At 72.3% G+C, this 21774-nt stretch carries 15 protein-coding genes; 9 read left to right on the forward strand and 6 right to left on the reverse strand.

All coding sequences use genetic code 11. The features are described 5' to 3' along the window. Positions 1 to 280: 280 nt before the first annotated feature. Complete coding sequence (locus ABD161_RS15155; protein ID WP_344004834.1) at positions 281 to 2410, forward strand: DEAD/DEAH box helicase; 2130 nt, start codon at positions 281 to 283, stop codon at positions 2408 to 2410. Between the two features lie 90 nt (positions 2411 to 2500). Here ABD161_RS15155 and ABD161_RS15160 read toward each other — a convergent pair whose 3' ends face one another. Beyond that, positions 2501 to 3751, reverse strand: a complete 1251-nt coding sequence (locus tag ABD161_RS15160) for a cytochrome P450 (protein ID WP_344004837.1) — start codon at positions 3749 to 3751, stop codon at positions 2501 to 2503. An 82-nt stretch (positions 3752 to 3833) separates the two neighbouring features. On the opposite strand from ABD161_RS15160, the gene ABD161_RS15165 reads away from it, so the two are divergent. From ABD161_RS15165 to nagE, 3 genes are all read left to right on the forward strand, one after another. Beyond that, positions 3834 to 4760, forward strand: coding sequence for an aldose 1-epimerase family protein (locus ABD161_RS15165; protein WP_344004840.1), 927 nt, complete (start codon positions 3834 to 3836; stop codon positions 4758 to 4760). 93 nt (positions 4761 to 4853) lie between these two features. Further along, positions 4854 to 5798, forward strand: a complete 945-nt coding sequence (locus tag ABD161_RS15170) for a M15 family metallopeptidase (RefSeq protein ID WP_344004843.1) — start codon at positions 4854 to 4856, stop codon at positions 5796 to 5798. A 144-nt stretch (positions 5799 to 5942) separates the two neighbouring features. Next, positions 5943 to 7862, forward strand: a complete 1920-nt coding sequence (gene nagE / locus ABD161_RS15175; RefSeq protein WP_344004846.1) for an N-acetylglucosamine-specific PTS transporter subunit IIBC — start codon at positions 5943 to 5945, stop codon at positions 7860 to 7862. A gap of 35 nt (positions 7863 to 7897) precedes the next feature. On the opposite strand, the gene ABD161_RS15180 is transcribed toward nagE, so the two are convergent. The 5 genes from ABD161_RS15180 to ABD161_RS15200 form a co-directional block, all read right to left on the reverse strand. Next, positions 7898 to 8977 (reverse strand): Rv2578c family radical SAM protein, encoded by a 1080-nt coding sequence (locus tag ABD161_RS15180; protein ID WP_344004849.1) that lies wholly within the window; start codon positions 8975 to 8977, stop codon positions 7898 to 7900. 71 nt (positions 8978 to 9048) lie between these two features. Then, positions 9049 to 9609 (reverse strand): ECF transporter S component, encoded by a 561-nt coding sequence (locus ABD161_RS15185; protein WP_344004852.1) that lies wholly within the window; start codon positions 9607 to 9609, stop codon positions 9049 to 9051. 18 nt (positions 9610 to 9627) lie between these two features. Continuing rightward, positions 9628 to 12204 (reverse strand): ATP-binding cassette domain-containing protein, encoded by a 2577-nt coding sequence (locus tag ABD161_RS15190; protein ID WP_344004855.1) that lies wholly within the window; start codon positions 12202 to 12204, stop codon positions 9628 to 9630. A gap of 30 nt (positions 12205 to 12234) precedes the next feature. Beyond that, positions 12235 to 12804, reverse strand: coding sequence for an ECF transporter S component (locus ABD161_RS15195; RefSeq protein ID WP_135115661.1), 570 nt, complete (start codon positions 12802 to 12804; stop codon positions 12235 to 12237). 81 nt (positions 12805 to 12885) lie between these two features. Next, complete coding sequence (locus ABD161_RS15200) at positions 12886 to 13875, reverse strand: pirin family protein (protein WP_135115660.1); 990 nt, start codon at positions 13873 to 13875, stop codon at positions 12886 to 12888. Between the two features lie 386 nt (positions 13876 to 14261). On the opposite strand from ABD161_RS15200, the gene recQ reads away from it, so the two are divergent. The 5 genes from recQ (at position 14262) to ABD161_RS15225 (ending at position 21667) form a co-directional block, all read left to right on the forward strand. Then, positions 14262 to 16175, forward strand: a complete 1914-nt coding sequence (gene recQ, locus ABD161_RS15205; protein ID WP_344004920.1) for a DNA helicase RecQ — start codon at positions 14262 to 14264, stop codon at positions 16173 to 16175. 507 nt (positions 16176 to 16682) lie between these two features. Then, positions 16683 to 16964, forward strand: a complete 282-nt coding sequence (locus ABD161_RS15210) for a hypothetical protein (protein WP_344004862.1) — start codon at positions 16683 to 16685, stop codon at positions 16962 to 16964. 20 nt (positions 16965 to 16984) lie between these two features. Further along, the gene (locus ABD161_RS15215) at positions 16985 to 17770 is read left to right on the forward strand and encodes a DUF5819 family protein (RefSeq protein ID WP_344004865.1); all 786 of its coding nucleotides are present in this window, start codon (positions 16985 to 16987) and stop codon (positions 17768 to 17770) included. Continuing rightward, on the forward strand, positions 17767 to 19422 hold the full coding sequence (locus ABD161_RS15220; protein ID WP_344004868.1) for an HTTM domain-containing protein: 1656 nt from the start codon (positions 17767 to 17769) through the stop codon (positions 19420 to 19422). Before ABD161_RS15215 ends, ABD161_RS15220 begins: the two co-directional genes overlap by 4 nt. Before the next feature lie 172 nt (positions 19423 to 19594). Further along, the gene (locus tag ABD161_RS15225) at positions 19595 to 21667 is read left to right on the forward strand and encodes an acyl-CoA dehydrogenase family protein (protein WP_344004871.1); all 2073 of its coding nucleotides are present in this window, start codon (positions 19595 to 19597) and stop codon (positions 21665 to 21667) included. Positions 21668 to 21774: the final 107 nt, after the last annotated feature.

Consider the following 21774-nt stretch of genomic DNA (forward strand, 5'->3'; position numbering starts at 1 on the left):
TGACCGTCGCTACGTCCGCAGCGACACGGTCACCCGATCCGTACACCACGCTATTGGACGCAACCGGGTAAAGGTGCGGCGTGTGCACCTTGAGCGTCGTGGTTCGATGCGTTTGCCGCACCTTTGCGCCCCACTCCCGGTTATCGAGCGTGGGGGACTCGGGGGTCTCTCAGGCGCTGTCGGTATCCTGAAGGGTCGGCTTGGGATACCGCGTTGTATGCGCGGGTGTGTGTGGTCCTGACAGGCCGCATGACACCTATGGAAGGTGCGTTACTTTCGCATGCCCAAGAACAAGAAGCCCGCGGGCGGTCGTCCCGCCCAGAACTTCGACCCGCGCTACGCCAAGAAGAAGACCGGTGGTCCCTTCCGCGGCAACGACGGGACGCGTGCCCCGCGCCGCGATGACAGTGCCGGCGCCGGTCGCTTCGACCGCGCCGAGCGTCCCCGTTTCGACCGCGATGCCCGTCCCGCCCGTGAGGGCGAGCGCCCCCGCTTCGATCGCGACGCGCGACCGGCTCGTGATGCCCGTCCGGCTCGCGAGGGCGACCGCCCCCGTTACGACCGCGATGCCCGTCCGGCCCGCGACGGCGAGCGCCCTCGTTTCAACCGTGACGACCGTCCGCGCTTCGACCGCGACGCGCGTCCGGCCCGTGAGGGCGACCGCCCCCGTTACGACCGCGATGCCCGCCCGGCTCGCGATGGCGACCGTCCCCGCTTCGACCGCGACGCTCGTCCGGCTCGCGATGCCCGTCCGGCCCGCGACGGCGACCGCCCCCGGTTCAACCGTGACGACCGCCCCCGTTACGACCGCGATGCCCGCCCGGCTCGCGATGGTGACCGTCCCCGCTTCGACCGCGACGCTCGTCCGGCTCGCGATGCCCGTCCCGCCCGCGACGGCGACCGCCCCCGGTTCAACCGCGACGACCGCCCGCAGCAGGATCGCCCCCGCTTCGACCGCGATGCCCGCCCGCAGCGCGACGACCGCCCCCGTTACGACCGCGACGCCCGTCCGGCCCGCGATGCCCGCCCGGCCCGCGACGCCCGCCCGGCCCGCGACGAGCGTCCGGCCCGCGAGGAGCGCGCCCGCTTCCAGCACGAGGGCGAGCGCAAGTGGTCGGAGCGCCGCGAGGAGCGTCCGGCGCGCAGCCAGGCGCAGGAGGACCGGATCGACGTTGTGCACGAGCGCCTCGAGGCGCAGGCCGTGCAGGCGGATGAGGTCGCCGAGGTGACCTTCGCCGACCTCGGGTTCGGCGACAACATCGTGCGCGCTCTCGCTGCCCTCGGCGCCGAGAAGCCGTTCCCGATCCAGGCGTCGACCGCCCCGTCGATCATCGAGGGCCGCGACGTCCTCGCCCGCGGCCGCACCGGCTCGGGCAAGACCATCGCCTTCGGCGCGCCGCTCGTCGAGCGCATCCTGCGCGCCAAGGCCGGCCAGAAGCGCGAGTTCGGCCGCGCGCCCGTCGCGCTGATCATGGCGCCGACGCGCGAGCTCGCGCTGCAGATCGACCGCACGGTGCAGGCGATCGCCCGCAGCGTCGGCCTGTTCACCACGCAGATCTACGGCGGCGTGCCGCAGGGCCGCCAGGTGGGCGCGCTCAAGAAGGGCGTCGACATCGTCATCGGGACCCCGGGTCGCATCGGCGACCTGCAGCGCCAGGGCAAGCTCGACCTCTCGCAGATCCAGGTGTCGGTGCTCGACGAGGCCGACCACATGTGCGAGCTCGGGTTCCTCGAGCCCGTCCAGGAGATCCTGCGCGAGACCGGCAAGGGCGGCCAGAAGCTGCTCTTCTCCGCGACGCTCGACCGCGAGGTCGCCGCGCTCGTCGACGAGTTCCTCGTCGACCCGCAGGTGTACGAGGTCGCCGGCGAGACGCAGGAGACCGGCACGATCGAGCACCGCGTGCTCGTCGTCGACCACCGCTCCAAGCCGGAGATCCTGGATCAGCTCGTCGCGCGTGAGGGGAAGACGCTCGTCTTCACCCGCACCCGCGCGTACGCCGAGATGCTCGCCGAGCAGTTCGACGGCGCCGGCATCGACGCCATCTCGCTGCACGGCGACCTCAACCAGGCCAAGCGCACGCGCAACATCGAGCGCTTCTCGAAGGGCCGCGCCCGCGTGCTCGTCGCGACCGACGTCGCCGCGCGCGGCATCCACGTCGACGACGTCGACCTCGTCATCCAGGCGGACGCGCCCGACGAGTACAAGACGTACCTTCACCGCGCCGGCCGCACCGGCCGCGCGGGCCGCACGGGTCGCGTCGTCACGCTCATCCCGCGTCAGCGTCGCCGTCGCATGACCGAGATGCTCGAGCGCGCCGAGATCGCCGCGCCGTTCGACGAGGTCCGCCCGGGCGACGACGTGCTCGATGAGCTCGCCGGCGCGCCGACGCTCGCCGACCTCACGGCCTGATCGCAGACCGGGGCGCGTGCCCCGGCCGGATCGACACGGATGCCGCCCTCGCAGGTCGAGGGCGGCATCCGTCGTCTGCGGGCAGGATGATCAGCCGCCGAAGACGACGAGCATCCGATCCTCGGGCTCGGCGGGGATGCGGCGCAGGCTGATCCGCAGATCCTGCTCCGGCACCGCGTACTCGGGGCCCCGGGTCAGCAGCTCCAGCGTCGCGACGAGCAGGTCGGCCGTCGCCTGCTCCCCGGGGCAGCGGTGCGCCGCAAGGGGGTCGCCGACGCCCTGCGCGACAACGGTCATGGGCGACGCTGTCGCGAAGCGACCGGGGTTGAACACATCCGGGCGCTCCCACAGCTCGGCGGAGTGATCGGTGCCGTACAGGTCGAGCATGACCCACTGGCCCTGGGCGAGCCGCGTGCCGTGCAGCTCGATCGGGCGGGTCGCGATGCCGCCGATCATCGGGAAGAACGGGGAGAACCGGCGGATCTCGTCGGCCGTCCACCGGGTCGCGGCGGGCTCGCCGCCCCGGATCTGCGATGCCCAATCGGGGTGGCGGTGCAGCGCGTGAACCGCGAAGGCGATGAAGCGGGCCACCGCCACGGTGGGGCGCAGCAGGTTCAGCAGCTCGATCGCCGCGACGCTCTCGTCGAGCAGTCGGCCGTCCTCGGTGTGGTGCGCGAGGCGCCCGGCGACCGTCGCCCGGTCGCCCTGGCGGCGGAGGTCGCGCACCACCTCTCGCGCCCATGCCTCGGTGCGCCGCCGCCGCAGCCGCGCCGCCCAGTTGAGCGGCCCGATGGCCGCGGCCCGCGACACCATGGCGTCGAAGTCCTCGCACAGGGCCCGCTCGTCGGCGGGTTCGGTGCGGATCCCCGCCCAGGCGAGGGCCGCGCGCGTCAGCGCGAGGGACGCGACCTGCCGCACGGGCACCGGCCGGTGCGCGTGCTCGGCCGCCACCTGCGGCCACGCCTCGCGGAACGCCGCCACGAGTCCGCCACGCTCCTCCTGGGCGAGATCGAGCATAAGCCGCTTCCGCGCCTCGTGGCGCGGGCCCTCGAGCTGCTGCACGCTTCCCTCGTCCTGCAGCAGATGCATGACCGAGCGGGGGATCGCCCCCGTGCGCGAGAACGCGTCCGGCGTCCCGAACACGTGTGCGGCCTCCGCGCCCCGGGCGACAACCACAGCGCGCCCCAGGAGGCGTGTGCGGAATGCATCGGCGTCGACGTCGCGGAAGCCGCGCGTGCCGAAGAGATACCCGTCGCGCGCGAGGCGCCACGTCGCATCCAGGCCGGGAAGCGCCGGGATGCGTGATGCCGTGGACGTCGCGGGCTCCACTGTCTGCGTCATGCGTCCACCGCACCATGCGCGATCCGCGCCCGACAGCGGGTTGACAACGGCTGGCACCGAGCCGCCCAAGTAGGGTCGAAGGGTGAACGCACCGACGCGCATCGATCCCACTGGCACCCAGGTCCGCATCCGTCGCGACGGCCCGGCGGGCGAGGTCGCCGCCCACATCGCGCAGGTCGGCGCGGCGTTGCGCGGCCTCACCGTCGGTGGCGTGGACATCGTCACGCCGTATCCCGAGGGCTCGCCGACGCCCTTCGGCAGCGGCATCGTGCTCGCGCCGTGGCCGAACCGCATCCGCGACGGGCGCTGGACCGACGGCGGCACCACGCGCCAGCTGGACATCACCGAGCCCGACCGCAGCAACGCCATCCACGGTCTCCTCCGCTACGCGCCGTACGAGATCGACGCCGCAGAGGGATCCGCGACGCTCAGCGCCACGGTCTTCCCGCAGCACGGCTACCCCTACACGCTCCGCACGAGCGTGACCTACGCCCTCACCGAGGACGGCGTCGAGATCACGCACGAGGTCGCGAACGTGGGCGACGGCGACGCGCCGGTCGCGCTCGGCACGCACCCCTTCTTCTGCCTCGGCGGCGTCCCCACGGAGGACCTCGTGCTCGCCGTGCCCGCGAGCACGGTGTTCGAGGTGGACGATCGTCTGCTGCCCACGGGCGAGGTGCCGGTGTCCGGCACCTACGACCTGCGCGGGGGAGCCCGCGTCGGCGACCTCGACCTCGACACCGGATTCGGCGCGCTCGAGCGCGGCGACGACGGCATCGCCCGCACCACCCTCACCGCGCCCGACGGCCGGACGGTCACCATGTGGCAGGACGAGAACTGGGGCCACATCCAGGTCTTCACCACCGACGCCTACCCCGGACAGTCCCGGGCCGTCGCGGTCGAGCCGATGACCGCGCCGACCGATGCCTTCAACACGGGGCAGGATGTGCGCCGCCTGGCACCGGGGGAGAGCTGGACCGCCCGCTGGGGTGTGAGCCTTTCCCGCTGACGCGCTGCTGCGGCGTCGGAACGCGGATGCGGGCGAACGCGCCGGACGCCGTGTCCCCACGTCGCATGCAGGTGAGCCGACGAGAATGACGGCATGAGCTACGCCCAGCGGGTCTCCGCGCGGCGCCGCGCCGCGTGGTTGCGGCGCGCGCGGCGGATCGCGCTGGTCACGCTCGGCGCGGGCGTGCTGCTCGTGTCGGAGGTCTCGCTCATCACGCAGCTCGTGTCCCGCAGCGAGGCCGCCGCCGAGGTCCGCGCCGGCGGGCCCGACGCCGTCGTCGCGGCGCTCCTGCCGGTGCCGGTGATCGACCAGGTCGAGGCGGGCGATCCGCCGGAGGGCTGCGCCGACGACGCGCTGCAGGCGAAGACCCCGGATGCGCTGATCGGCGCGTTCGGCGGTGCCGAGGCGATGCACAAGGCGATCCTGGCAGGCGACGCCCCGTGCGTTCCGCTGGACGATCCGTCCCTTCCGTGGGTGGTGGTGAACAAGCAGCGCCCACTGGAGCCGCTCGGCTACGCGCCCGAGGCGCTCGCCGTTCCTCCGTCGCACGTCGTGGAGGGGAGCCTTCGCGCCGACGTGGTCGACTCGTTCGAGCGGCTCGTCGCTGCCGCCGACGCCGAGGGAGCGGGACGGATGTCGCTGTTCAGCGGATACCGCTCCTACGACACCCAGGTGGCGACGTACGACTCCCAGGTCGACGCCCGGGGCCAGATCGGGGCGGATGCCCTGTCGGCTCGCCCGGGCTTCAGCGAGCACCAGCTGGGCCTTGCGGCCGACGTCGTCGCGTGCGGCGAGGCCGGGTGCGGGACGATCTACGAAGTGGGCGCCACTGCGCAGGGGAAGTGGCTCATCGACAACTCGTGGCGGTTCGGATGGATCATCCGCTACGAGGAGGGCCACACCGACACGACCGGCTACAACCCGGAGCCCTGGCATCTGCGCTACATCGGGCCCGAGCTCGCCCAGGTGTATCACGAGGGCGGCTACCACTCCCTCGAGGAGTTCTTCGGGTTGCCGCCCGCCCCCGACTACCCCTGATCCGCGCACCGCACGAGGGGCCTCCGCGATCTTCGGAGGCGCGGGATCCCGGGCCGCGCGCGCACGCGGGAGTACAGTCGCGGACAGCCCGTCTGGTCACGGGTCTCCCCGCGGACGCACGTCCCCTTCACGTTTGGAGGCTCGATGAAGTTCTTCCAACGGCTCGGCCGATCGATCATGCTGCCGGTCGCCGTCCTGCCGGTCGCGGCGATCCTGTCCGGCCTCGGCTACTGGATCAAGGAGACCGCGGGCGACAACGTCGCCTCGGCGTTCTTCGCCGCCGCGGGTGGTGCGCTGCTCGACAACATGGCGCTGCTGTTCGCGATCGGCATCGCGATCGGCATGGCAGAGAAGCCCGACGGCACCTCCGCCCTCGCCGGGCTCGTGTCGTGGCTCACGATCACAACGCTGCTGAAGCCCGAGACCGTGCAGGTGCTCACCGGTGCGGCCGAGCTCGAGGCGGTCGACCCCGCGTACGGGAAGATCCAGAACGTCTTCGTCGGCATCATCTGCGGTCTGATCGGAGCGTGGTCGTACAACCGCTTCAAGAACACGAAGCTCCCCGACTGGCTGTCGTTCTTCTCGGGCAAGCGCTCGGTCGCGATCGTCAGCGCCGGCCTCTCGCTCGTCGTGGCGATCGCCCTCTTCTTCGTGTGGCCCGTCGTCTACGGCGGCCTCGTCACGTTCGGCGAGTGGATCCTCACGCTCGGCCCGGTCGGTGCCGGCATCTATGGCATGATGAACCGCCTGCTGATCCCGCTCGGCCTTCACCACGCCCTCAACTCGGTGTTCTGGTTCGACGTCGCCGGCATCAACGACCTGAACAACTTCCTCGCCGGGGCGAACGGCGACGGCGTCTACGGCGTCACCGGTCAGTACATGACGGGCTTCTTCCCGGTCATGATGTTCGGCCTCCCCGGTGCGGCGCTCGCGATGTACGTCACAGCCAAGACCACCCGCCGCAAGGTGGTCGGCGGCATCCTGCTCTCGGCCTCCGTCGCCTCGTTCTTCGTCGGCGTGACCGAGCCGCTCGAGTTCTCGTTCCTGTTCCTGGCGCCGTGGCTGTACGTGATCCACGCGGTGTTCATGGGCATCTCGCTGACGATCTCGGCGCTGCTTCCCGTGCGGATGGGCTTCGGGTTCTCGGGCGGATTCATCGACCTCGTGCTCGGCTGGGTGAACCCGCTGGCGCAGAACCCGTGGCTCATCCTGGTGATGGGCGTCGTGTGGTTCGTCATCTACTTCTTCGTGTTCCGCTTCGTCATCCTGAAGTTCAGGCTGAAGACGCCCGGGCGCGAGGACGAGGACGAGACGCTCAGCACCGGTGAGGGCGAGGCCGGCGTCGGAGATTCGAAGTACGCCGCGGTCGCGGCCGGCTTCCTGGCGGGGCTCGGCGGTCAGGCGAACATCCTGTCGCTCGACAACTGCGCGACGCGCCTGCGCCTCGAGGTCGCCGACCCGTCGAAGGTCGACGAGGCGGCTCTTCGCCGCGCGGGAGCCGCGGGCACCATGAAGCCCGGCGGCAAGAGCGTGCAGGTGGTCTACGGCCTCAACGTGCAGTTCGTGAAGGACGCCATGGAGGACCTGATGGAAGGGCGCCAGCCCGCGCCCGCTGCGGCCGCCACGCCGCAGACCACGTCGGTCGCGACGCTCGCTCCGGCGGTCGTGCGGATCGCGCAGCCGATCGCGGGACGCGTCCTGCCGCTGTCCGAGGTGCCCGACCCGATGTTCGCCGAGCAGACGATGGGCCCCGGCGTGGCGATCGATCCGACCGGGGACACGGTTGTTGCCCCTGCCGACGGCACGGTCACGACGATGTCCCCGACGGGGCACGCGGTGGGGCTGACCCTCGCCGACGGCACCGAGCTGCTGATCCACATCGGCATCGACACCGTCTCGCTCAAGGGTGAGGGCTTCCGTCCGCTCGTCGAGCAGGGTGCCGAGGTGCGCAAGGGCGACGCGCTCGTGTCGTTCGATGCGAACGCGATCCGCGCGGCCGGTCTCTCGCCGATCACCCCGGTGATCGTCGTGAACAACGAGGACGCGTCGATCGAGTTCTCCTGATTGGCGTCCCCGCGGACTGATCCGGAGCCCGCTCGTCAGAACAGGCGGGCGGGCTCCGGCGCGGGAGCCGTCGCGGCGGCCCGGCCGCGTGCGGTCGTGATGATGCGCGCGGGCGCCGGCGCGGTGGCGAAGGACGGGCGTCGCCACGGGTCTTGGTCGTCGCGGCCGTCGAGCCGGTGCGAGCGGATGAGCGGACGGATGCGCTGCGACAGCATCGTCCGGTACGCCTGCGGGGCGTTGACCGACGCCCCCGGATACAGCCCGCGATACGCCGGCAGCAGTTCGGGATGCTCCCGCGCCAGCCAGCGCATGAACCACGGCTTGACGCCGGGCCGCAGGTGGAGCGCCCCGTGCACGACGCGGGACGCGCCCGCCGCCTTCACCCGCGCGAGGGCCGCGTCCAGCGCCTCGGGGGAGTCGGTCAGGTGCGGCAGCACGGGCATCATGAACACCGACACCGAGAACCCCGCGTCGGTCGCGGCGCGTACGGTGTCGAGCCGCGCCTGCGCCGTCGGGGTGCCCGGCTCGATCGCCTGCTGCAGCTCGTCGTCGTAGACGGCGATCGACATCGCGATCGAGATCGGCACCTGGTCGTGCAGTCGCTTCAGCAGCGGCAGGTCGCGGCGCAGCAGCGAGCCCTTCGTCAGGATCGAGAAGGGCGTGCCCGACTCGGCGAGTGCGGTCGAGATTCCCGGCATCAGCTTGTAGCGCCCCTCGGCGCGCTGATACGGATCGGTGTTCGTCCCGAGCGCGACGTGCTCGCGCTTCCAGCTCGGCTTCGCCAGCTCGCGCCGCAGCACCTCGTCGACGTTCACCTTCACGACGATCTGCGAATCGAAGTCCTTGCCCGCGTCCAGGTCGAGATACTCGTGCGTCCCGCGGGCGAAACAATATACGCACGCATGGGTGCATCCACGGTAGGGGTTGATCGTCCAGTCGAATGGCATGCTGCTCGAGCGCGGCACGTGGTTCAGTGCCGACTTCGCCGCGACCTCGTGGAAGGTGATGCCCGCGAACTCCGGCGTCGTCACCGAGCGGACGAGCCCGTCGAGCTGCTCCATGCCCGGCAGCGCGTTGTCGTCCGCAACGCCGAGTTCCTGCCCCTGCCACCTCATGCGCCAAGTCGAACAAAGATTCGACGGGATGTCAAGAAGGATCGAAGCTATGTCCCCTCGGCGAGGCTGGATCAGGCCGTGGCGCGGCTCGCCTTCGGGCGCACGGTCGCGGCGACACCGGCGCGGTGGAGGCGGTCGGCGATGAGGATCCCGAGCGCGGTCGCGGCGACGCAGCTCAGCACGGCGAGCGCGTAGAAGGTGACGACCGCGAGGGGCGTCATGGTCTCGATGCCGAAGTACGAGCCCTGCCAGAGGCAGTAGATGATCGCGGTGGCCGCGGCTCCCGCGTAGTACTGCCAGGTCGCCCAGCGGCGGTAGAGCGCGGCGGCGAAGGCGAGCTCGATCGGCAACGCGAACATCACGTTGGTGAGCACGCTGGCAAGACCCCAGCCCGAGAACGGCAGCAGCACGAGGCCCGAGATCAGCGCCGTGAGCAGCGCGGCGCCCGGCCGCTGCAGCAGGCGCAGCGCGACGACCGCGGGAAGGATCCACAGGCCGGTCAGCAGCTGGGAGGCAAGCGGCGCGACGCCGAGCAGCACGGTCGACAGCCAGTTCGCCGGGGCGAGCAGGATGGCGGCCGCCACGCCCAGCACGGCGCAGGTCAGCAGGTACGCGGTGGACACGCGGTTCATCGGGGCTCCTCGGTGGGGTCAGGGGAAGACGCGGGGGATGATCAGGAAGACGGCCGCGCACGCGGCCCAGAACAGCAGGACGAACACGAGGTCGCGCCACCGCAGCGGCACGAGGTGGCGCTCGGTGCGCGTGGGGTAGGCGCCGAAGGCGCGGGCGTCCATCGCGAGGGCGACGCGCTCGGCATGGCGGATCGCACTCGCCAGCAGCGGCACGATGTATCCCCAGCCGCGAGCGATCCGGGCGAGCGGCCCGCGTCCGCTCCCGCGGCCATGGCCGCGCACGCGGTGTGCCGCCCGGATGAGCTCGAGCTCGTGACCGAAGCGCGGCACGAAGCGGTAGGCGGCGAGCGCGGTGTACCCGATCCGGTAGGGGACGCGCAGGTGCTGGACGCTCGCGCGCACCACATCCGGTCCCGCCGTGACCGCGCCGCTCAGCACCGCGAGCAGCACGATGGCGGCGAGGCGCAGCGACGTGGCGAATCCGATGGCGAACGCGCCCTGGTGCAGGATCCAGTCCCCGACGCGCAGCACCGCGGGCGTGGCCGCGACCTGCGCGGGATCCACCCAGAGCGAGAACCCGATGCCCACGGCGGCGATGCCGAGCGGCACGCCCGCGAGCAGCCCGAGCGCGAGCCGGCGGGGGAGCCGCGCCCCGGTCGCCAGCACCACACTCGCCAGGGCGAGCATCGCCAGCGGCGTCGGGATGTCGCGGGTGAAGACGAGCAGGATCATCGCGGGGGCGGTGGCCGCGAGCAGGGCGAGCGGGTTGAGGTGGTGGAGGAACCGCCACGCCGGTGCCGGCGGCGGGGGAGCGTACGGGTCGGGGCGGGCGTCCCTGGCCGGGGTGGGGTCCGTCGCGCTCGGGGCAACCGCGCCGCCCCGGACGCCGCCGGCGCCGGCGCGCCCGCCGACCGCCACCGCCGCCTCGACCCGCAGCGCCCGATGCACCGGCGGCAGGCGCAGGCCCGAGCGCTCGAGCACCGCCTCGTCGGCGAACACCTCCGCCGTCGGCCCGGCCGCGGCGATCCGTCCGTCGTCGACGATGACAACGTGCGTGGCGTGCTCCGCCACCAGCTGCAGGTCGTGGGTCACGATGACGACCGTGGTGCCGGCGGCGTGGAGCCCGCGCAGCAGGGCGAGCAGTTCCGCGGCCCTGGCGCGATCCTGTCCGAACGTCGGCTCGTCCAGCACCAGCAGTTCCGGGCCGTGGCCCGTGTCGCCCGAGATGAGCGCTGTGCCCACCGACAGGCGCCGCTTCTGCCCGCCCGAGAGGAGGAACGGATGGGCGTCCGTACGCTCGGTGAGGCCGAACCGCTCAAGGATGTCCTCGACGCGCGCGCGGATCTCGTCATCCGCCAGGCCGCGCAGGCGCAGCCCGTGCGCGAGCTCGTCGTACACGGTGTGGGCGATGAACTGGTGCTCGGGGTTCTGGAAGACGAAGCCGATGCGCGTCGCGAGCTCGTGAGGCGACGCGGATCCGGGGTCCATCCCGGCAACGGTGATGCGGCCGGGCGGCGGCGGTGTCACGCCCGCGAGCGCCTGCACGAGCGTCGTCTTGCCGGCGCCGTTGGGGCCGATCACGGCGGTGAACGACCCCGCGGGGATGTCGAGGTCGACGTCCCGCAGCACCTCGCTGCGGTCCTTCTCGAGCGTGAGCCCGCGCACGCGCACGACCGGATCCGCGGCGTCGTCCGCGACGGGGCCGCGCAGCAGCAGGGCTGCGGCCTCGTCGCGCCGCGACGGATCCAGAGCGTCCCGCAGCTCGGCGGGGGTGAGCGGGAGCGGCTCGATCGGATGACCGGCATCGCGCAGGCGCAGCGCCGCGAGGGTGGCGGACGGCAGCCACACGCCCATCGCCGCGAGCGTCTCCGCGCGGGCGCGCAGCACGGCGGCGGCCGGGCCGTCGAACGCCACGGCGCCGGCATCATCCAGCACAACGACGCGCGTCGCCAGCTCGACGGCGGCGTCGAGGTTGTGCTCGACGAGGACGATCGCGCGGTCCCCCGCCGCCACGATCTCGGCGAGCGCCGCGTAGACGTCGTCGATGCCGACGGGGTCGAGGTTGGCGGTGGGTTCGTCGAGCACGAGCAGCGGGGAGCCCATCGCGAGGGCGCAGGCGATCGCGAGACGCTGCCGCCCGCCGCCGGAGAGCCGGTCGGGGTTCCACGCGCGACGCTCCCACAGGCCTATCCGGCGCAGCGCATCCTCGGAGCGAGAAAGGACGTCCGCGGCGGGGAGGCGGAGGTTCTCCAGCGCGAACGCCACCTCGTCGAGCAGCGTGCCGGCGACGAGCTGGGCATCCGGGTCCTGGAAGACCATCGCCGCCCGCGTGCTGAGCTCGGCGACCGTGCTCGTCGCGGTGTCGATCCCATCGACCTCGACCGTGCCGTCGAGCGTCGCGGGGAGCGCGTGGGGCACCAGCCCGTTCATGGCGAGGGCGAGCGTCGACTTGCCGGATCCGCTCGGCCCGAGCAGCAGGACGACCTCGCCGCGGCGCACCTCGAGCGTCACGTCGCGCGGGGTCGGCCGGACGGCGTCAGGATGCGTGATCGAGACGTCGGTCAGGCGAAGGAGGGGGCGGTCGGCCGAGGGCACGGCCTCACATTAGCCGAGAGTAAGGCGGGCCTAACCTCGGGAGGTGGCGTCCTTCACGCGCGGGGGTGTCCCCACACCCGCGCGGGCGAGCGCGGCGGCGGTGCTCAGGCCGGCAACGGTCCAGGCGACGGGCCCCAGGACGGCCAGCACGATGTAGAGCACCTGCGCCCAGGGGGCGAGCTCATCCAGGTCGGCGGCGAAGGCGACGGCGACGGCGACGAGCGCGCCGATCACGACGGCGGCGGCGAGCGAGCGCAGGGGCGTCCAGGAGCGGTACCGCCCGAGTGCCGCGGCGACCTCCTGGATCCCGCCGAACAGCACGGCGGTCGCGATGACCTGCCACATGTACACCGGCGCGAACGCGCTGGAGACGAGTGCGGCGAGCAGGTGCGTGGCGAGCGCGACGCCCGGCTGCCGCAGCAGCCGCTGCGCCACCACACCGGGAAGCACGTGCACGCCGAGGACGAAGCCGTAGACCATGGGCAGCGTCGCGAGCACGGCGACGGTGATCCACGCCGCCCCGGCGCCGAGCACACCGGTGCCGACCCCGATCGCCGCACACACGAGCAGGGTGCGGGTGTCGAGCCGGGGGCGTGCCATGCCCAGAGCCTATGCCCGCCATCGGGGCCGCGGCGCCGTCGCTGCAGCGCGCCTCCGCGCCGTCGCCTCGGCGGATCCGGATCAGAGTCGGCGGCGCCGGGGAGTGAGCCGCACCTGCGGCATCGGGGGAGCGGGGATGCGCTCATCCCCGTGCGTGACGACGTGACCGAAGCGGCCGGATCCGGTCTCCCACTCCTCGCGTGCGGTCACGATCTCCGCGTGGTCGCGGCCGACGAAGTTCCACCACATCACGAGGTCGTCCTCGAAGGGCTCGCCGCCGAGCAGGAAGAACATCGCCCCCTCCTCGCTCGAGACCTCGACGGCGTCCCGCGCGATGCCGAGATAGAGCAGATCGAGGGGCGCCAGTGCCGTCGGCTCGCCGGAGCGTCCGGCGTGCGCCACCACGTCGCCGTCGACGGCGGCGATCGCGTACTCCCACTCGCGGTGCAGCGGCACGCGCACGCGCGACCGCGGCGGGATCCGCACCTCGGCGCCGACGATCGGGGTGTGCACGGTCGCCGGTGAGACGGCGCCGGACAGCTCGCCGATGACGACCGTGGCGGTCGCGGGTTCTCCCGTGACGACGGGAAGCGCCACCGAGGGAAGGCCCTCGTGGCGCTCGAAGTCGGGCGCGCCGTGCCGACGCGAGTCCGGCAGCGCGATCCACAGCTGAAGCGCGTCGAGCGGCACCGGACCGTCGCCGATCGAGTACTCCGAGTGCGAGATCCCGTGCCCCGACGTCATGATGTTCAGCACGCCGCGGCTGATCGTGACGTCGCTGCCCACGCTGTCGCGGTGACGCACCTCTCCGACGAGCGGCCACGTCACCGTCTGCAGGCCGATGTGCGGGTGCGGCTCCACCCGCATCACGGCATCCTGCGGGCCGAACCGGTCGAAGAAGCACCACGCGCCGACAGTCGGCAGCTCGCGCTGGGGCAGCGTGCGGTGCACCGCCATCGCCCGCACGCCGCCGAGCGGCACCTCCCGCGGGGCGAGCAGCAGCTCGCGCGGGCCGTCGCAGGCGTCGGAGGCGAGATCCCACGACGTCGCCTCGACGTCGTATCGGGTCATGCGGGCGGCTCCCCCTGCGTCGCATCGGAGAAGTGCAGCTCGTACCGGTTCTCGGCGTCGTTCCGCGTCACCTCGATCACGGTCTCGCTGGGCTGGGGCATGACGCTCCTTCGCTCTCGGGTCTCGTCAGGGCCACGCTACGTCGTGCCGCCCACACCGGGAAGCGGCTCGTCCCCAGGCCGCGCATCCTGGCGGGCTTCCGCACACCCGGGGCGCTGTCGGACGCGCCGCCTACACTCGATCAGGTGACCAAGAGTTCCCAGGAGACCCCGTCCGGCTGGGGCTCGTGGGCCCCGTCCGACCCGTCCGATCAGGGTGGCCCGGGTGACTGGATCCCGTACGAGCCGCCGCCGGAGGACGAGCCTCCCTACGACCCGTATGCCGACGTGCCGCCCCCGGACGAGCCGTGGGGACCGGGACCGGGCGACGTCCGCTCGCCGGCGGCAGCGCCGCCGGCCGCCGCGCCGGGCGGCATCCGCGCATCCGCGTACGCCACCGCGGTCGACGCGCTGAAGACGGTCTACGGCTACGACGCCTTCCGCGGTGACCAGCAGGCGGTCGTCGACCACGTCATCGCCGGCGGCGACGCCGTCGTGCTCATGCCCACCGGCGGCGGAAAGAGCGTCTGCTACCAGGTGCCGGCCCTGGTGCGGCCCGGCACCGGGCTCGTCGTCTCGCCGCTCATCGCGCTTATGCACGACCAGGTCGACGCGCTCGTCGCGAACGGCGTGCGTGCGGCCTACCTGAACTCCACGCAGGCGCCGGATGAGCGTGCCCGGGTCGAGCGCGCCTACGTCGCGGGAGAGCTCGATCTGCTCTATGTGGCGCCCGAGCGGCTCAACGGCGAGGCGACCCTGCGGCTGCTCGAGCGCGGCACGCTCAGCGTCATCGCGATCGACGAGGCGCACTGCGTGTCGCAGTGGGGGCATGACTTCCGGCCCGACTATCTCGCGCTGGGCGGCCTCGCGGAGCGCTTCCCCGGTGTGCCCCGCCTCGCTCTCACCGCCACGGCGACCCCCGAGACGCACCGCGAGATCACCGAGCGTCTGAGGCTTCCCGACGCCCGCCACTTCGTCGCGAGCTTCGACCGTCCGAACATCCGCTACCGGATCGAGGCGAAGACCGAGCCGCGCAAGCAGCTGCTCGACTTCATCCGGTCGCAGCCCGAGGGCTCCGCGGGAATCGTCTACGCGCTCAGCCGCAACTCGGTCGAGCAGACGGCCGAGTATCTCGCCCGGCAGGGAATCGACGCGATCCCGTATCACGCGGGACTGGATGCGGCCACGCGCGCCCGGCATCAGTCGCGCTTCCTGCGGGAGGACGGCGTTGTGGTCGTCGCGACCATCGCGTTCGGCATGGGCATCGACAAGCCGGACGTGCGGTTCGTCGCGCACATCGACCTGCCGAAGTCGGTCGAGGGCTACTACCAGGAGACCGGTCGCGCGGGCCGCGACGGCGAGCCCGCGCAGGCCTGGATGGCGTACGGCCTGGGCGACGTCGTGCAGCAGCGGCGGCTGATCCAGCAAGGCGACGGCGACAGGGCGATCCAGCAGCGGCAGGGCCAGCACCTCGACGCGATGCTCGCGCTGTGCGAGACCGTGGGCTGCCGCCGTCAGAACCTGCTCGCATACTTCGGGCAGCCGTCCGAGCCGTGCGGCAACTGCGACACCTGCCTCACGCCGCCCGAGACGTGGGATGGGCTCATCCCCGCGCAGAAGCTGCTGTCGACGATCGTGCGCCTCAAGCGCGAGCGCAACCAGGCCTTCGGCGCCGGTCACCTCATCGACATCCTGCGCGGTGCATCGACCGACCGGGTCCGCAAGATGGGTCACGACGCGCTATCGACCTACGGGATCGGGGCCGATCTGTCCGATCAGGACTGGCGCAGCGTCATCCGGCAGCTCCTCGCGCGCGGGCTGCTCGTCGCGCAGGGCGAGTACGGCACCCTCGCGCTCAGCGACGCCAGCGCGGGAGTGCTGCGCGGCGAGACGCCCGTGCCGCTGCGACGCGACGTCATCGGCCGGGTGTCGCGCTCCGGGGGAGGCGCCAGGAAGGCGGCGGCCGCCGAGCAGCTGGCTCCCGAGCACCGCGAGCTGTTCGAGGCGCTGCGCGCCTGGCGTGCCGAACAGGCGCGAGAGCAGGGCGTGCCGGCGTACATCGTGTTCGGCGACGCCACGCTGCGGGCGCTCGCCGAGCGCCGCCCGACCACGCTCGGCGAGCTCGGCGGCGTCTCCGGCATCGGCGAGCGCAAGCGCGAGGCGTATGGCGCGGCGGTGCTCGAGGTGATCGCCGCCCACTGACCCGCCCGCCGGCGGCGTCCCACCCGCTGGTTTCGCCCATCGTCCCCGCCCGGACCGGCATGGTACTTTGGCCGGGATATCGCCGGTCCTCGGGCCGGCGCCACGGGGGTGGGACAGATGACGGAGCACGCGGGCGCGGATCCGGCGCCGCCTGCCGACGCCGCGCCGCGGCGCGGAACGTTCGTGCCCGCCGCCGCCCCCGTCACCCCGCGCTCGATCGACGAGGCTGCCGACGAGCGTGTAGTCGCCGCCCACGAGGCCACCCGGGATGGGGTACGTCGTCCCCGCCGGGATGTCGCCGTTCTCGTCCGTCCGGACCGTGATGGTCTCGCCCACGGGCTCGCCCGTCTCCGGGTCGGTCAGCGTGATCTCGACATCGGTGTTCGGCGGCCAGTTTCCACCCGAGATCGGCATGTCGGTTCCCGGCGCGGCCGGGTCCTCACCACGCAGATCGGGGGTGTAGCCGGCTTCGAGCCGGGCGAGTCCGTCTCGGCCACGATGTACTCCGTGCCGCAGGATCTGGGTACCCAGATCGCCAATGCGGACGGAGAGGTCGTGTTCACCTGGGCGGTCGACGGCGAGGCCGTCGTCGGTCAGCACCGCGTGGAGCTCGTCGGAGTCCTCTCGGGCGCCGTCGACGACACGTTCCAGGTCGTCGCGCGCAGCTCGCTCGCCGCGACCGGTGCCGACCTCGGTTCGCTGATCCCCTTCGGCCTCCTGATCCTCATCGCGGGTGCCGCGCTGACGATCGCGACGCGCCGTGACGGAGTGGCCTCGCACGACGCGTGAGCACTCGTACCCTTCAGGATGTGAGTCCTGAGAAGCGCCGTGGCGGTCCGGGTTCTTCCCGGGCCGCCACGGCCGCGCCGGTGGTCAAGCGCGTCGTGCTCGTCGCGATGGCGCTGTTCACGGCGTGGCACATCTTCGCCAGCATCCTCTGGATCGCGCCGCCCTCCCCGGCGCGCGAGGTCGTTCCCGCGGGCGCCCTGCGGGGCTACATGCTGCCGATGTTCGGACAGAGCTGGAGCGTCTTCGCCCCCGCGCCCATCAACGGCGACTACCACCTCGACGTGCGCGCCGCCCTCGACGCGGGCGGCGGTGAGGTGGCCGTCACCGAATGGACCCGGGCGAACACGGCAGAGCTGTCGTACGCGCAGCACAACCTCTTCCCGCCGCGCTCCGCGGGTCTTGCCGTGTCCGCGGCCAGCGACCTGTACCAGGCGTACGGCGAGCTCTCCGACAAGAGCAAGGAGCTCGTGGCTCTGAACTTCTTCAAGGACGACTGGAGCGCGCGCCTCGAGTCGTCCCTGGCCGCCGACAAGACCGTCGACACCTACGTCGCGGCTGAGCGCACCGTCGCCGCCTATGCGACCCAGGTCGCGTACGCGGTGTGGGGCGACGACGTCGTGCGGGTGCAGTACCGCGTGAGCCGCGAGGGGATCGTGCCGTTCGACAAGCGCAACGACCCGAAGGCCGTGCGCCCCGAGCCGACAGTCCGCAGCACCGGATGGCGCGGGCCCCTCGAGTACGAGGGCCAGTCGCGCGAGCAGTTCCGTTCGTGCTTCTGCTCCGCGCCGGCAAGGGTCTGCCCGTGATCGCCGTGAGGGACGTCCTGCTGCGGATCGTCGCCGTCATCCGTCACCTCGTCGTGAGCGGATGGCGCCTCGTCGTCGGCGGCGTCATCCGGATCCTGTCCTTCTGCGAGCAGTGGCTCATCGGCCAGCGGCACGCGCGCTACGGCGTCGCGGTGACGCGCATCCTGCTCGGTTTCGTCGGCTTCGGCCTGCTGTGGACGAACTACACGGCGCGCTCGTATCTGTACGGCCCGGCATCCTTCTGGAACGGCGAGGAGGTCGACAGGATCAGCCAGCTGCCCGAGGTCTGGGTGTTCGGTCTCGGCGACCTGCTGTCGGGCGACCTCGTGGCGTTCACCATCCTCTATCTCGTCGCGGCGGCCCTCGCCCTCGCGGTGATGCTGGGCTGGCGCACCCGCCTCACGCTTCCCCTCTTCTTCGCGCTGTACGTCGGCATCATCGAGCTCAACAGCGCGTCGGGCGATCAGGGCGACAACGCCTACCGGATCTGCCTGTTCTGGCTGATGTTCGCCGACCCGGCGGGTGTCCTGTCGATGGATGCGCGTCGCCGCGCGGCCGGGATCACCGGACCGAACCGCACCATCTGGGACCGGATCCGGCGGATCTGGCGCGGCGAGCGGCTGCTTCCCGAGTGGCTGCAGAACGCGATGCACAACCTCGTGCTCGTGCTGCTGACGGCCCAGGTGACGTTCATCTACGTCGCCGGCGGCCTGTACAAGGCCGGGGGAGACCCCTGGGCGGGCGGCACCGCGGTGTATGCGCCGCTGCAGGTCGAGAAGTTCAGCACCTGGCCGGAGCTCGCCGACCTCATCACGGCGTGGGGGCCGATGGTGGCGCTTGCGTCGTGGGGCTCGATCCTGCTGCAGATCTCGTTCCCGTTTATGCTGCTCAACCGCTTCACGCGCATCCTTGCGCTCGTGGGCATCCTCGGCTTCCACGCCGCGATCGGGCTGCTGATGGGGCTGCCCTGGTTCTCGCTGTCGATGGTCGCGATCGATGCGATCTTCGTCCGCGACCGCTCATGGATCGCCCTCGGCTCGGCCGCGCGCGGCGCCTGGCGGCGTGCCCGCGCCGGATCGGACGACCGGGCCGCGGATGATCGGGTGCCGCGGCGGCCCGTGGTGGTCCGCAAGGCGCCGATCGGCGCGCCCGCCGAGCCTCGAGAGGTCGCCGAGCCGGTCCGGGAGCCAGTGCTCGTGCTTGCCGGTGCCGGTGCCGGTGCCGGTGCCGGAGACGACGCCCCGCCCCTCTTCAAGTCGGCCCCGGCCGCGCAGCCGATACCGATCCCGAAGGCCGCTCCCGCTCCCGGGCCGGCCCCGAAGCGCGCCCCCGCCCCGCGCCCGGCCCCCATGCCCAAGCCGCAGCCGGCTCCCATCCCGAAGCCGCGGTCCTCGCCGGCGCCCGACCCGGTCGCCGCGCCCGAGCCCGAGCCGATCCCCGCGCCCACGCCGACGCCCGAGCCCGCAGCGAAGTCGGTCACCGCGAAGGTCCGCACGGTCGCCGAGCTGCCGGCGTGGGCGCGGAACGCGCGCCAAGCGCCCCGCCCGGATGCGGCGCCGACCCCCGCGGCCGAGCCCGCTCCCGATGCGCCGAAGCGGCCCGCCTGGCTCGACGAGGCCGCGGCGCGCGCCAAGGCCGAGCGGGAGCGCTGACGCCGCGGCGACTGTGGCGCACGCACATCCTGTCGTCCGACCGTTCGCCGACGACCTGTCTACGACCCACAAGGTGTTTATCGAGCGCTTGTGGTCGTCCTACGGTTGAGCCGATCGCCCGTGTCCACCGACGGACCGGCATCCGACCATCCCCAGCCAGTGAGAGGCAGACATGGCAGACACCTCTGTTCGCCCGCAGGCGTCCGACGCAGAGCCCACCCACGAGGTCGCGCCCTCCGACGCCCCCCGGATCGACATCCCCCTCGTCACCGACAAGCTGCTCGGCACCTGGGGCGACATCCGTCGCACCGCCCGCGAGATGCTCAAGGACTCCGCGTTCTGGCGCATCGACGGGCAGACGCACCACGAGCACCGCGAGCGCGTGTACAGCCAGCTCGGGCTGCTCGTGCAGCACAACGCGATCGGCCGCGCGTTCCCCGTCGAGTACGGCGGCGAGAACAACAACGGCGGCAACCTCGCCAGCTTCGAGGAGCTCGTGCTCGCCGACCCCAGCCTGCAGATCAAGGCGGGCGTGCAGTGGGGCCTGTTCACGTCGGCGATCTACCAGCTCGGCACCAAGAAGCACTGGGACAAGTGGCTGAAGGCCGCGATCGAGCTCGAGATCCCCGGCGCCTTCGCGATGACCGAGACGGGTCACGGATCGGATGTCGCCGCGATCGGCACGACCGCGACGTACGACCCCGAGACCGAGGAGTTCGTCATCCACACGCCGTTCCGCGGCGCCTGGAAGGACTACCTCGGCAACGCCGCCGTGCACGGCACCGCCGCGACCGTGTTCGCGCAGCTGATCACGGGCGGCGTCAACTACGGCGTCCACTGCTTCTTCGTGCCGATCCGCGACGAGAACGGCGAGTTCCTGCCGGGCGTCGGCGGCGAGGACGATGGCGTCAAGGGCGGCCTGAACGGCATCGACAACGGGCGCCTTCACTTCACCGAGGTGCGCGTCCCCCGCGAGAACCTGCTCAACCGCTACGGCGACGTCGCCGCCGACGGCACCTACTCCAGCCCGATCGCGAGCCCCGGCCGCCGCTTCTTCACGATGCTCGGTGCGCTCGTGCAGGGCCGCGTCTCGCTCGACGGCGCCGCCACGACGGCATCCGCGCTCGCGCTGAACATCGCCGTGACGTACGGAAACCAGCGGCGCCAGTTCGCCGGCGCATCCGGTGCCGAGACGGTGCTGCTCGACTACGGCAAGCACCAGCGCCGCCTGCTCCCGCGGCTCGCGACGACCTACGCGCAGACGTTCGCCCACGACGAGCTGCTGCGCAAGTTCGACGCCGTCTTCGGCGGGACGAACGACACAGAGGAGAGCCGCGAGGACCTCGAGACGCTCGCCGCCGCGCTGAAGTCGCTGTCGACGTGGCACGCGCTCGACACGGTGCAGGAGGCGCGCGAGGCGTGCGGCGGATCCGGCTTCCTCGCCGAGAACCGCCTCGTCGGCCTGCGCTCCGACCTCGACGTCTACGTCACGTTCGAGGGCGACAACAACGTGCTGCTGCAGCTCGTCGGCAAGCGGCTGCTCGGCGACTACGCCAAGCAGTTCAAGGGCAAGGACTCGAAGGAGATCGCCGCCTTCGTCGTCGGCCAGACCGCGGGCAAGGTCTTCCACGGCGCCGGACTCCGCCAGCTGGGCCAGGCCGTCGCCGACCTCGGCCAGGTCGCGCGCTCGGTCGAGCTCGGGCTGCGGGCGAAGGACCAGCACGAGCTGCTCACCGACCGCGTGCAGCAGATGGTCGCGGATGTCGCCGGGCGCCTGCGCGCCGCGACGAAGCTCAGCCCCGACGCCGCGGCCGCGCTGTTCAACGAGAACCAGGTAGAGCTGCTCGAGGCCGCGCGCGCTCACGCTGAGCTGCTGCAGTGGGAGGCGTTCACCGACGCCGTCGCATCCGTCGAGGACGCGGGCACCAAGCAGGTGCTCGGCTGGCTGCGCGACCTGTTCGGGCTCGGCCTGCTCGAGAAGCACCTGTCGTGGTACCTGATGCACGGCCGCCTCTCGAACCAGCGCGCGATCGCCGTCGGCCGCTACATCGACCGGCTCTGCCTGCGCCTGCGCCCGCACGCGCAGGACCTCGTCGACGCGTTCGGCTTCGCCCCCGAGCACGTGCGCGCGCCCATCGCGTCGGGTGCCGAGAAGGAGCGCCAGGATGAGGCCGCCGCGTACTACGCCGACCTCGCCGCGAGCGGCACGGCGCCCGCCAAGGAGAAGAAGCCCTCCACGCGCTGAGCGCATCGCCGAACGGGACCGGGATCGACGATCCCGGTCCCGTTCGCGTGCGGGGCGGGCTCCCGCTCTCCACAAGGGCGCGCAGGTGCGGCCGATTAGGATAGCCG

The sequence above is a fragment of the Microbacterium paludicola genome (genome assembly GCF_039529675.1).
GTDB classification, from domain to species: Bacteria; Actinomycetota; Actinomycetes; order Actinomycetales; family Microbacteriaceae; genus Microbacterium; species Microbacterium paludicola.